11 protein-coding genes and 1 pseudogene are annotated in these 13,390 nt (G+C 34.5%); 8 read left to right on the top strand and 4 right to left on the bottom strand.

Annotation, left to right across the window (positions count from 1 at the left end; all coding sequences use genetic code 11):
- Nucleotides 1-67: 67 nt before the first annotated feature.
- Complete coding sequence (locus tag P700755_RS12220; protein WP_015024969.1) at nt 68-922, bottom strand: hypothetical protein; 855 nt, start codon at nt 920-922, stop codon at nt 68-70.
- A gap of 179 nt (nt 923-1,101) precedes the next feature.
- Between P700755_RS12220 and P700755_RS18795 the strand changes: the two genes are divergently transcribed.
- The 8 genes and pseudogenes from P700755_RS18795 (at nt 1,102) to guaB (ending at nt 10,854) form a co-directional block, all read left to right on the top strand.
- Nucleotides 1,102-2,556, top strand: a complete 1,455-nt coding sequence (locus P700755_RS18795; RefSeq protein WP_015024968.1) for a TolC family protein — start codon at nt 1,102-1,104, stop codon at nt 2,554-2,556.
- 8 nt (nt 2,557-2,564) lie between these two features.
- Nucleotides 2,565-3,539, top strand: a complete 975-nt coding sequence (locus P700755_RS12210) for an HlyD family secretion protein (protein WP_015024967.1) — start codon at nt 2,565-2,567, stop codon at nt 3,537-3,539.
- 5 nt (nt 3,540-3,544) lie between these two features.
- Nucleotides 3,545-4,732: an ABC transporter permease gene (locus P700755_RS12205; RefSeq protein ID WP_015024966.1), complete on the top strand. Its 1,188-nt coding sequence runs from the start codon at nt 3,545-3,547 to the stop codon at nt 4,730-4,732.
- The gene (locus P700755_RS12200; RefSeq protein ID WP_015024965.1) at nt 4,729-5,952 is read left to right on the top strand and encodes an ABC transporter permease; all 1,224 of its coding nucleotides are present in this window, start codon (nt 4,729-4,731) and stop codon (nt 5,950-5,952) included. The genes P700755_RS12205 and P700755_RS12200 overlap by 4 nt, the downstream gene beginning before the upstream one ends.
- A 700-nt stretch (nt 5,953-6,652) precedes the next feature.
- Nucleotides 6,653-6,826, top strand: a pseudogene (locus P700755_RS21460) (DoxX family protein); the annotation flags it as partial.
- Between the two features lie 444 nt (nt 6,827-7,270).
- Complete coding sequence (locus tag P700755_RS12195) at nt 7,271-8,260, top strand: NADP-dependent oxidoreductase (protein WP_015024964.1); 990 nt, start codon at nt 7,271-7,273, stop codon at nt 8,258-8,260.
- A 206-nt stretch (nt 8,261-8,466) separates the two neighbouring features.
- Nucleotides 8,467-8,892 carry a hypothetical protein gene (locus P700755_RS12190; protein ID WP_245535936.1) on the top strand — a complete coding sequence of 142 codons (426 nt, stop codon included), beginning with the start codon at nt 8,467-8,469 and terminating at the stop codon, nt 8,890-8,892.
- Between the two features lie 495 nt (nt 8,893-9,387).
- Nucleotides 9,388-10,854 carry an IMP dehydrogenase gene (guaB, locus tag P700755_RS12185; protein ID WP_015024962.1) on the top strand — a complete coding sequence of 489 codons (1,467 nt, stop codon included), beginning with the start codon at nt 9,388-9,390 and terminating at the stop codon, nt 10,852-10,854.
- Nucleotides 10,855-10,923: 69 nt separating this feature from the next.
- Here the strand turns inward: guaB and P700755_RS12180 are convergent, their stop codons facing one another.
- From P700755_RS12180 to P700755_RS12170, 3 genes are all read right to left on the bottom strand, one after another.
- Nucleotides 10,924-11,448: an OmpH/Skp family outer membrane protein gene (locus tag P700755_RS12180; protein WP_015024961.1), complete on the bottom strand. Its 525-nt coding sequence runs from the start codon at nt 11,446-11,448 to the stop codon at nt 10,924-10,926.
- Between the two features lie 54 nt (nt 11,449-11,502).
- Nucleotides 11,503-11,955, bottom strand: coding sequence for an SRPBCC family protein (locus P700755_RS12175; protein WP_015024960.1), 453 nt, complete (start codon nt 11,953-11,955; stop codon nt 11,503-11,505).
- A gap of 229 nt (nt 11,956-12,184) precedes the next feature.
- On the bottom strand, nt 12,185-13,102 hold the full coding sequence (locus tag P700755_RS12170) for a hypothetical protein (RefSeq protein WP_015024959.1): 918 nt from the start codon (nt 13,100-13,102) through the stop codon (nt 12,185-12,187).
- Nucleotides 13,103-13,390 lie beyond the last annotated feature (288 nt).

The following is a 13,390-nucleotide window of genomic DNA, read 5'->3' as shown; positions in this document are numbered from 1 at the left end:
TACAGTAAAAAATAAGGTTATTATATTTTTGAAATTATTTTTCATTTTTAAATATTTAAATTATTGTTTATGACGTTTGACTTTCCATACTTTTTAAGGGTAATGGAATCCCTTCTTTTTTAGATTTATAATATTTTGTGATCCACCAAATTCCGTAGGGAACATGCAGCGCCATATTGATAACTCCCCATATATATAAGACGTTGTCATTGGCCCATGATGTAGAATCCATCAAAGGCGTGAAGATGTCGTAGGTGGAACGAAGCAATATGTGAAATGCCAAAGTATATATCCTAGCTGTTACATAGAGTTCTGGTCTTCCTTTAATAATCGGGTAGAGCTCGGCAGCCATTAGAATACAAATAGAACTCGCAAAGAAGCCAGCGTTCTCGCCGAATACAAAGGCGAGATTCCATGTCGTGTATAAAAAGTTCCAAGCAAAGGTGGTGTAGACCAATAAGTCGCCAGGCGCTTTTTTGGAGAATCCCCAAAACCTTTGTTTAATGCCCTTATAATGGGGCCAAGGAATAGTTATACAAAGTATCACACCAGCAATGCCATTAAAATAATTACCTGTTCCAAAATCCTTTAAAGTGGCTTCAAAAATATTAAGAAATAACACCATATAAAGCGCCCAAAGCACCCAGTCTTTGCGAAAGAATTTCCACCATCCTTCTTTTTTATAGAGGTGAGAAATTCTTGCTAATCCAACAATCAAGGCGATAGGAATTAATACACTAACGGTTTTGGCCCATCTAAACCATCCAAAAAGATTCCCCTTCCAAAGCGGGAAAGTGAATAATGAGGATATCCAGAAAATAGCTGCAAATTTTGGATGTTTACGGTTAAACTCTATAAAGAAGAGTAGAAAAGCAGTGTAAGCAATCATAGAGATGATATACTGCCAGATAGGAATATCCATAATGTTAGTTTTTAAGTAAACTTTTAATTATGGCACAAAGTAATGGTGGGAACTTCTCAAATATGTTGACCTAGATCATGCCTTTTACATGATCTAGGTCAATAAAATTATTCACAAAGTTCAGCACCTTTGTGAAAGAGATTTAAGTCTATGTCTTTTACAAATAGATAAAAAAATTAATGGAGACCTCTTCAAAAATATTCATGACCCTTGTGTCCCTAGTGCTATTTACCCTCTTTGCGAAAGGACAAGAGCGAGAAATAAACATCTCTGATGCATTAGAATTAAGCTATAATAACAATGAGAAAATAAAACGGTATTCCGAGCGCGTACAGCAAAAGATCTATGAGAATAAGGCAGCCAAAGGCAATTTTTTACCATCGATTAATCTTTTGGGCGGCTTTACCTATTTGAGTGAAAATATGGAGGTGAACACGTCTCAACTTAAAAGTTCGTTAGATGATTTGGGCGGCAGATATGGTGCTGCTTTTGTGGATGCCTATGGCGATCAGATAGGCTTGGATGGCATAACATCAGAAACGGCTTATAGTACTATTGTAAACTCTTTAGGGCAACTTCCGTCATACAATGTTATTATCGACAACCAACAAATACCAACGGCAGCTATCACTGCTACACAGCCTATCTTCATGGGAGGGAAAATTATTGCGTCAAATAAATATGCAAAAGCCGAGTTACAGTCTGCCAATATAGAGTTAAGACAGATTAAGGATGGCATTGCCAATGAACTTATAGAACGTTACCTTGATGTGATGCTTTTAAATCAGGTCATTAAAACACGCCAGCAGGCGTATGATGGAATGGTGAAACATAAGGAACAGGCAGCACGAGCCATTCAGTTGGAGATTCTTCCCAAACATGTTTTGTTGAGGGCTAAAGTAGCAGTCGCCAATGCGGAGAAAGATCTTAATAATGACCAAAATAAAATGCAATTGGCAGAAATGGCTCTGCGTTCTACCATGAATTTGCCAGATTCAATACAATTTAGGGTCATGGATAGTATTACATATCAAAATATTTACCTTGATTTTGATATGCTTTTAAATACTGCCTATGCCCAGCAACCTATTTTGGAACTGATCGACCAAAAGGAGATCATGGCGAAACAAGCTCATAAAATCGAGAAATCTAAGTTTATGCCGAATATAGCCGCTTTTGGCACCTACACTATGTTCCGCGATCAACTACCGATTATTCCTCCTAAGTTTATAGTTGGAGTACAAGCACAACTAAACATTTTTAATGGGTTTAAAGACCTTAACAAATTAAAAGTTAGTAAGCATTTACAAAACGAAGTGAAGAATGCAAAAAAATATGCCACACAACAGATTCATTTGCTTGTTAAGAGTAATTATACCAATGCCCTTAATCAGCAAAAACTGTACAATAGTCATATAGTAACAGTTGACTTGGCCAAGGAAAACCTTAGAATTAATACGCGACGTTTTGAAGAAGGTCTCGGAAAGTCCATTGATGTTATAGATGCTTCGCTTTTGTATGAAAAATCAAAAGTAGACCAATTGGTAGCTCTCGACGGTTATTATAGAGCCATCGCCAATCTATACACTACTATAGGAGAACCAGAAAAAATAATTCCAATCATCGGCAAATAAGTTTCAACATGAAAAAAGCATATATCACCTTAGCGATTCCGATATTAATCATCCTGTTTTCAATTGTATATTTCATTATTAGAGCAAACCGTACTGAACCAAAAATATATGTAGGCATGTTAGAGACTACCGAAATAAATATCTCCTCTGAAATTCCAGGAAGGGTAAATGCTATATTAATAGAAAAAGGAAATAGGGTAAAAAAAGGACAGGTATTAGCCACATTAGAACCCGATATATTTGATGCAAAAAAAGGCCAAGCTAAAGGTATGGTAAAAGCCGCCCGTTCTTTGGTTGATAAGGCAGAATTCGGTACGCGAATAGAGGAAATTAGTGCGCTTCAAAACCAATATCAAGTAGCCAAAAGCCAATTTGATTTTGCCGAAATAACCTATAAAAGATATCAAGCCCTTTATGCTGATGACATTATTTCTAAACAGGAAATGGATGAACTTCAATTTAAATATGATGCGGCCAATGAGCAGATGAATGCTGCAAAATCCATTTGGGAGATGGCCAAAAGCGGAGTTAGAAAAGAAGATGTTAAAGCAGCTCATGGAGGCTATGAAAGGGCTAAAGAAGTTTTTAATGAAGTTGAAGCGTATTACGACGAACTTCAAATAATTGCACCCACTTCAGGAATAATAAGTAATCAAATTGCTGAAGAAGGAGAGGTCATGGCCGCAGGATATCCTATTTTAACGCTACAAAAACCAGAAAAAATATATGCCATATTCAACGTCAGAGAAAATCATTTAGCAGATTTTCAAATGGATAACCTTTACAAGGCAAAAGTACCCGGTTTGGGTAACGAGGAAGTGAGCTTTAAGGTCAGTTACATTTCGCCTATGGCAGATTTTGCCACTTGGGTGCCCGTAAAAGCCAAAGGCGAATACGAGCTTAAAACCTTTGAGATTCACCTAAAGCCTCAAGAACGTATCGATGAACTACGTCCTGGTATGTCCATACAGATTTACAAATAAATGATATGTTTAAGAATTGGCCAGTATATCTTGTTTTTAAAAGGGAGCTGCTGCGATTGGCCAGACAGAAATCCGCAAGAAATCTATTTATTATTGTTCCCGTTGTTGTGTTTTTTCTATTGGGGGCCATCTACTATAAAGGGGCACTAAGGGAAGTTCCCATTGCAGTATATGATAATGATAATAGCACATTAAGCCGCACCTATATCCGATTTTTGGAAGCATCGCCCAATTTAAAGGTAACCCATTATTTATCATCTGAAGAATCCATTGAAAATGCTTTTGTAAAAAATGAGGTTCAGGGCGTGTTTTACATACCAAATAATTTTCATAAAGATGTACTTAAAAATATACCAGTACGGGTGAAAATATACACCAATTCCACCAACATCGTTTTTGGAAATCTGGTGTACAAATCTGCACTAGAAGTCACACAATTACTTAGTGGTGCTGCAGTGATTAAAAGAATAGCGTCATTAGGGATTAATCCTGCCAAAATTATGGGCACGGTCCTTCCCATCGACATCAACACAAAGGTATTGGGAAATCCTCAATACAATTATGTCTATTATTTATTACCCGGACTCACAACAGCCTTATTGCAAATGATCATTTTTATGGTTGCTTCGAGGGCTTTTAATAACGAATGGAAAATAAAAACCTACACAGAACTATATACTACTTCAGATGGAAACGTTCTCACCATGGTTTTGGGTAAGTACTTCGCATTTTTGGTATATGGACTTGGACTATGCGGATTGATATTTGCTATTGTATTTCCCGTATTTGGAATACCTATCTATGGAAATATTGGACATCTACTGGCTCTATTATTACTTTTTATGAGTGTCAATATTTTACTTGGTTTTGGGGTTTCATTGCTTATTCCAAATGAGATAATTGCCCTGGATGTAGCCATATTGTATAATTCTCCCGCATTTGTGTTTAGTGGTTTTACATTTCCAATTTGGGCGATGCCTTGGTTCAACGCCATGTATGCCCAGCTCATACCTTACACTCATTTTTTGACGGGGTTTCTTAAGATCTATCAATTAGATACGCCTTTACATTTTATTTGGCCAGAGGTCTGGAAACTCATGCTTTTTCTTTTGGTAGGGGTGCTTCTAATTACTGCGGGACTTATTATTAACAGAAAGAAAGTTTTTCTAACTCAAAAAGTCGATGTGATATGAGCCTGAAAATAATATGGAGTCTATTTAAAAAAGAAGCCGAATTGGTACTTAATGACTACAGCATCTTATTGGTTTTGTTGGCTGCGCCATTGCTCTATTTTTTATTAATTGGCAGCACCTACGTGAATAAGGATGAAGAGAACGTGAGCGTAGGCATAGTAGATTTGGACCAAACTAGAAGTAGTAAAGCATTTCTAAATAAAATAAATACAACACAAAAAGTAGCTATAACCAAAAGCTATACCAATCTTTCAGAAGCTAGAAGTGGATTATACAAATTTGACGTACAGGGAATTATAACTATTCCCAGCGGTTTTGAGAAAAAACTAAAGAAGAATGAAAGCTCACCTATAGGGCTCATATTGAATAATACAAAGTTTTTGTCTTCAAACGATATTAATAAGACCGTGAACTTGGTGTCATTAGACTATGCCTTGGAATCACGCCAAAAGTTCTTTGAGTCTAAGGGCATCAATCCTTCGTTTGCGGAGCAAAAGGCTAATCCTATAACGGCTCAAATCCACGCCGTCTATAATCCTACTAATAATTACGGAAACTTTCTACTGCCAGCCTTGCTATTTCTCATTTTGCACCAAACCTTATTAATTGGCTTAGCAGAAAGTATAGCGTCAGATCGAGAAAAAGGGCTTATGCAGGTTGGTTTTGAAGAAAGTAAAAATAATTTTTTGAATTACATTCTTGGTAAAACAGGATTCTATTTACTACTGTATTTTGCTTATTTATTACTCACTTATTTGGTGGTCTATCCATTTTTTGATTTACCTGTAAAAGGGAATTTCTTTATACTAATAATCGTATCGTTGATATTCTTTTCGGCTACTATAGTATATGGATGGTTTATTTCTTCCTTTTTTAAATCGCAAACAAGAGCTATGGAAATAATAGCTTTTACATCATACCCTGTATTTTTAGTGACAGGTATTACTTGGTCGGTAAGCGAAATGCCATTGTTTTTGCAGTTTATTTCAAACCTTATTCCTTTAAAACCCTTTTTTATTTTTCTAAAGAAACTCGCTATTATGGGCGTCGAAAGTCATTTGTATCTTAATGAAATCATTCATTTGCTAGTCTTACTATTGATTGGTTATATAGCTGCATTTTTAAGATTCCGGTATTTGCAAAAGCAAATGTTAAAGATAAAACCTTCAAGATTAACACCATTAAACTTAAACCAATCCAATACTGGTAAGAGTCTTTAAATTCTAAGTTATGCTGACATCAAAAAACAGGTGACAACAACATTGACACAAAATATTTTCAGAATTCTATTGGCCATTTTTATGATTTATACAGGATTTAGTCACCTTACTTTTAATAGAATCGACTTTCAGGCACAAATGTCAGATTAGATACCGTTGAGCAAAGATCTGGTAGCGATCTTGTCAAGTATAATAGAAATGGGATTGGACATTGCCTTAACTTTTTGGAAAAATGAAAGTGCTAAAATTGGCTGAGTATTGGTGGTATTTTTTCTATTTGTTTCTACTGCGGTTATAGTAGGTAAAGATTTAAGCCAAAATATACGGTCACTTCGAGCCAGCCTCGCCGGCAGGCAGGTGTTTTTACTTATCGACGATAGGAGATAATTAAAAATTTATCGAGAAGTTTTTAGTTATATTTACTATTAGGTTTCGATAGTTCTGCTGAGCTTTTGTCGAAATACATTTTTTTCTTCTTATCAGTCGAAAAAAACACTCGACTTGACGATAGGCGATTGAATTTATAATTGTTAACCTAAATATTTATAAGCTCCAAAACTTAGGGTCTTTTTAATCCGCTTTAATTCCTTCTTATTTCCAACTATCATTTAAACCCAATGATAAATCAAAAAGTTGTTCTGGAAATATATACCTCTTTTTTTACTAAGGATATGATTCCATTAAATTCGCAGTAGACCCTTTTATTTTAGTTTCCCCTGGAAGTATTTCTCAATATCTGGATGGAAAAGATGCTTTTGGAGCTTTAGATTCCGATAAGGCAAGATTGATAAGGCTTTTCTTTCAGCCTGTTTTTATAGCCTGGGCACTTTGGTCATCTGGTGCATGGCAGTCATGGAGAAATTCCGAAAATTAAATAATCAAATCTGCTTTCTTATATATTCGTTCCTGTTTAATAACGAAAGCATATAAACCATTTCTGGGAGATTTAGGCTTGACCTGCCGTCAGTATTTTGTCTTACTTGTTTTTATGGGAGAATGTTGATTTATCAATTGACCAGATCGGTAAGATGTTACTTCAAAACACCAATACTGTATCTCCACTTATAAAGTGAATGGAGTGCATAAAATTGATCGTCGAAATTCTATAAAAGAAAGTTCTTATTAAATTTCCGAAAGGAGAAAAGAACTGAAAAAAGATGCCACTTCAACTCCAAAAAACAGATCCAAAACCCTAGGGGCAAAAAACAGTAAACCTTATGTTTTTAGGAGATAGTTTAAACAATCGGGGCGATATTCTTTCAGAAAAGCATAGTGACAGAAATAATCCTTAAATTACTAATAATAAAAAGCACTAGATATGAAAGCCTTACAAATAGTAAAATATGATGAAATAAAAGATGGATTATCCATCAATAAAATTAAAAAACCAGCCGTAAAGGCGAATGATATTTTAGTTGAAGTTAAAGCTGCAGGATTAAACCCTATAGATTACAAAATAGTGGAAGGTCAACTGAAAGGTATGATTTCTTTAAACTTACCTTGTACAATTAGTTTTGACGTGAGTGGTGTAGTTGTTGAAAAAGGCATAGATGTAAATAATTTTGAAATTGGAGATGAAGTCTATTCTAGAGTCCCGCAAGAACAAATGGGGACAGTAGCAGAATTTGTAGCGATTAATAGTGACTTCGTCGCTAAAAAACCAGATAATATCTCTTTTGAAAAAGCTGCTGGTTTACCATTAGTTGGACTCACTGCAATCCAAGCTTTAGAGCGTGTTGGTCTTAAGGAAAATGATAGAATCCTAATTCATGCCGGCTCTGGAGGTGTAGGTAGTTTTGCCATTCAGTATGCAAAGGCAAAAGGAGCTATTGTGTATACGACTACCAGTACTAAAAATGTAGATTGGGTTAAAGCTTTGGGCGCCGACCGTGTAATCGATTATAAAACAGAAGATTATAAAGAAGTTGCTACTAATTTGGATATCGTTTTCGACACTTTAGGAGACAATTATACTTTTGATGCTTTTCAAATCATTAAAGAAGGTGGAAAAGTAACGACAATAGTAGGTCCGCCAGACGAGGAAACAGCAAAGCAAATGGGTATGACCAATTATACACTACCCGAAAAATTATCAAAGTTAATTGATGAGAAGTCCGCTGATTATGAGCTAACTTGGATGCAACCTAATGCAAAACAACTGAAGGAAATTGCAACTATGGTTGAAGATAGAGCTATAAAACCCATAGTAGATTTTATTTATTCTCTTGAAAATGGAATAGATGCCTACGAATACTTAGCTTCAGGAAAGGCAGAAGGAAAAGTAATCATAAGTCTTTCTCTAAACTAAACTTTAAAAATCATTATCCAAAGTTTCAACTTGGGAAAAATTTACGTAGCATATTTCTCTCTTCTGTTTTTTTGATAAACTGAAAAGCTAGTATCTTTTTTACACTCTACTATAAATTTTAAACGTTGTCAACAAATTGACGCAACTATATCTAAATTTTCACATCTTTAAAATGTAAAAAATCTATAATTATGAAAAATAAAATCTTGAAATTACTATTGATTCTAATACTAGTATTATCTGTAAGTTGTAGTGATAATGATGATGATGGTCAAATAGTTGTTGATTATGCTGGTTCAGCAAACTATTTTATTAATAACGAAACAACTAAAGACCTGATACTAATTTTCGAAAAAACTGAAGAATTAGGTTCTGAAATTGACACCACAACGGTTATATCTTCTAATATTTCTTTACTAATACTAGAGGATAGTGTAATTGGGCTTAATCCACTTCCTGAAGATTCCTTCGAAGAGATTGAAGTTTATGAGGCTTCTAACTTATCTGATCCACTCTTAACTTTTTCACCAGTTAATAATGAAGATTGGACAATTACAAGTCAAGAATTAGGGGATTCTGGATTTGGTTTAACCAGTCATGAAATTATTTTAACCGATTCTATTTTAGATTAAAAAAATTGACTGTGAATAAGTTTACGGGTTAGTTATACCAAATTATATTTATAATACCGTATGAATAAATTGAATTATACTACGACGTAGCTCAGTACAGGTTTTTTGATTGATTGAAATCAAAAATAACTAGCATAGCCTAAGCTACGGTAATTATTTTTGATGAAAAGCAGGAGAAAAAAGCCTGTGCCGAATTCGTCTCGGTAAAACGATTTATTACGTCATTATAGGTCTAATTTGGTATTATAGGGTATACTATGTTCAAGTAGATTTCAAAGTGAATAAGAGATTTCATACTTCCAAAACTTTGACTATTCAGGTAAACCTATCTTCTTGAGAGGTTATGTTTTAATTTCAGCCGTTAAAACCCTATAATTTGGTTCTGAATTTATAACATATAAAGGGTATTACATTTGACACTCAAAACTAAACCTTAAAGTCTCAGTAATTTAATTTCAAAAAAACTATATTTGCACGCAATTAAATTTAATTGCAATGACACATTCAAAAGTAAAAGGATTAGGCTTTACCTACGACGACGTTCTTTTAGTTCCTGCTTACTCAGACGTCCTTCCCAGGACTGTAAGCATCGAAAGCAAATTCACAAGAAATATATCACTTAATGTTCCAATAGTCTCTGCCGCCATGGATACGGTAACAGAATCTAGAATGGCCATTGCTATTGCAAGAGAAGGTGGAATTGGCGTTCTTCATAAAAATATGACCATAGAGCAACAAGCCCTTAAAGTTAGAAGAGTGAAGCGTGCTGAAAGTGGAATGATCATAGATCCTGTTACACTTCCCATAACCGCTACTGTGAAAGATGCTAACGATAGCATGAGAGAGCACAGTATAGGAGGTATTCCTATTGTAGACGATTCTAAAAAATTAATAGGTATTGTTACCAATCGCGATTTGCGTTTTGAACAAAAAAACGATAGACCTATTAAGGAGGTCATGACCACCAAAAATTTGGTCACAGTTAGTGAAGGGACTTCCCTTAAGGAAGCTGAAGTTATTTTGCAAAAACATAAAATTGAAAAACTTCCAGTTATCAATAAAAATAACGAACTCGTAGGTCTTATTACCTTCAGGGATATAACAAAATTAACTCAAAAGCCATTCGCAAATAAGGATCAGTACGGGAGGTTGAGGGTTGCTGCAGCATTGGGAGTGACCAATGATATTGTAGAAAGAGCGACCGCTTTAGTAAAAGCTGGTGTAGATGCCGTTGTTATTGATACAGCACATGGCCATACGAAAGGGGTGGTAGATGTTTTGAAACTCATTAAAAAAGAATTTCCAAACCTCGATGTTGTGGTTGGAAATATAGCAACAGCAGAGGCTGCAAGATATTTGGTAGAGGCTGGCGCAGATGCCGTGAAAGTCGGAATTGGTCCAGGTTCTATTTGTACCACACGAATTGTTGCTGGAGTAGGTTCTCCTCAATTATCTGCGGTTATGGAAGTTTCTGAAGCTTTAAAAGGATCTGGTGTTCCTGTAATTGCAGATGGAGGAATTCGATATACAGGTGATATTCCCAAGGCTATTGCTGGAGGCGCAGATTGCGTGATGCTTGGATCGTTGCTGGCTGGAACCAAAGAATCTCCTGGAGAAACCATCATTTATGAGGGTAGAAAGTTTAAATCTTATAGAGGAATGGGATCTGTAGAAGCTATGCATAAGGGCTCTAAAGATAGATACTTCCAAGATGTTGAAGATGATATCAAAAAGCTAGTACCAGAAGGCATTGTAGGCCGTGTTCCTTACAAAGGAGAATTGGTAGAGAGTATGGTGCAATTTATTGGCGGATTAAGAGCAGGTATGGGCTATTGTGGAGCAAAAGATATTTCAGCTTTAAAAGAAAATGCTCAGTTTGTTCAAATTACAAGTTCTGGTATCACAGAAAGTCATCCACATGGGGTCATCATTACTAAAGAAGCTCCTAATTATAGTAGATAATTAATGTTTATATAAAAAAAGCTCGAAATAGTATTTCGAGCTTTTTCCTTTTATTCTTAAACCTAAAACTTATTCAGGGGTTACGTCTGGATTGTCTTTGACCTCAATTCCCATTTTCTCCAAGGTTTTAAGAGTGATGTCAAATTTAGGGTCGATATAAATGATGCTGTTGTTTTCATCAAAGATCTGAGTAAACCCATCTTCTATGACAATAGCTTCTACTGTTTTTCCTATTTTATTATAAAGTGGTCTCAGATATTCATCCTGTTGTATTTGAAGCATTTTAGAGGAATTTTCTTGCAGTTTTTGTAAATTCTCTTCTAAGTCGACAACTTCTCCCTGCTTCATTTTCTTCATCAGGTCGCTCATATCTTTTTCCCCTTCTTTATAGTTGGCTACCACTTCTTGGTATTCTAAGTATTTTTGTTGAATGGTGCTATCCAATTTGGCGCTATAAATTTTTAATTTTTCTTCAACATCTTTTATCTCGGGCATCTGAGATAAAATGTATTCATTATTAATGGTGCCTACTTTAGTCTGTGAAAAAGCACTTAAGCTTAAAGTCAATAAAGCAATGTAAATAATCTGTTTCATCGGTATTTAATTTTTTACAAATAAAGTTATTTATTATTATAAATCAAGCCATAGTCAATTTGTTTTCACACTCTTACCGTCTTCGATAAAAGCTTTAAAATCTTTTTGGACTAAAACAGATCGTTTTTTAAAGATTTCAGGCAGCAATTTGCTAATCACTTTCATAAAGCCTGAAAATTTAAATTCGCTATAAGAGGTCCATTTAGTTTGATTCTCGTTGATGTCTTCAAAATAATTTTTTTGAACGCTCTCAATACCTTTAGAAGAATATTCCCCATGCCATTCTTCGGGTAGATTCTTTTTTATGATTGTTTCTGTCATTTTTATAGATTGACCTTCTATGGTGATATACAGTTTTCGCTTACTACCTTCTTCACCATTTTTACCACTTAGAAGCCGACTTCGTTTGAGCCCTCTCTGCCAAAGCGGAAGTAAACTTGGATTTTCAAACACATCGATGATCTCTTGCCTAGGTTTGTTGATGATAATTTCGGTCTTATAATGCATGTATTCTATCTTAATTTTTTCATTCTATTTGACTTTCTTAATTTCCGGAAGACTAAGTTCCTTCTTTTGCAAACCTTTTATTGACGTTGGCATAAAAAATTGTTTACAGCTTGTCATCAATATACATATAAATCCAATTCTTCTTCTGAGACTTCTTTGAATTTCAGCATAATCTTTTAAAATTAGCTTAACACTGTTAATGACTTTAAGGAGGTTTGATTTGGCCCCGTTATTTTATTTCAATTACTCTTTCCTCAATATTAGTTGTTTCCTCAGCTGTTATTTCTTTGGTCATAATACTATATATTATCCATCCGCTTTCTCCATGAATTCTTGAGGCTGTATTGGTCTCATTGGTCAATGAAGGAAACTCATTTCTTGGTGGAATTTTATCGCCAAATGTTCCTAGCATTTTTAATTGTTTATAGGTTGCATCCGTTAATTGCTTTGAATTTATAACTTGATTTGATCTGAATACTGAATTTCCATCAATCTCATTTATTTCGTCCAAACTGAATCGGACGTGTGTTTCAAAGGGTTTACCTCCAAAATTATTTGACGTTTCTAAGACCCCTTCTAATTCCTCTCCAAGATTATATTTTACGCCGTGAAATTGATAAAACTGTAAGGCATCTTTAATTGCATTTGCCTCAATAGATTCCTTTGTTGAGTATATACTCATAACATTAGCAATTATTTCTTTATAATTTGGAACCTCTTTCAATTCAACTTTAAGCTTCTCAGTCACCTTTACTAGATAATCTCTAACTTCTTCCCAATTGACAATTTCTATAAATGCCCCATATTCATCTGTTTTTATTTTAACAGAAATATCATTAGCGATTGATGTTAATTTTCTAACCAATTCATTTTCGGTATCTATGGAATAGTTCTTATAAAACCAGTCAATTGTATAGCTATTTTCTGTTGAATCAATTATTTTAATATCTACCTCATACTTCATTAATTCTCTTGAAATTGTATCCTTTCTTTTTATTTTAAATTTCTCATAAGAAACATCATATGATTGTGTTTCTTGATTTGACCAATATCCAATGACTTGAACAGTTGAATCTTTTGCGCTTATTTGTCCAAAAAGGGATAATGAAAGAAGGAATAGTGTTCCAAATATTACTAATTTATTCATTTAGATGGTGTTATACCAAATTAGACCTATAATGACGCCATAAATCGTTTTACCGATACGAATTCGGCACAGGCTTTTTTCGCTTGCTTTTCATCAAAAATAATTACCGTAGCTAAGGCTATGCTAGTTTTTTTTGATTTCAATCAATCAATCAAAAAACCTGTACTGAGCTACGTCGTAGTATAATTCAATTTATTCATACGGCATTATAAATATAATTTGGTATTAGTTTTTATTGTCTACAGCGAAAACATCGATTTCCATTAATATTAGTATTCATATTTAAGT

The organism is Psychroflexus torquis ATCC 700755 (assembly GCF_000153485.2).
Classification (GTDB): Bacteria; Bacteroidota; Bacteroidia; order Flavobacteriales; family Flavobacteriaceae; genus Psychroflexus; species Psychroflexus torquis.
Note: the sequence above shows the minus strand (reverse complement) of the source record. Positions and strands in the feature narration are given on the sequence as shown.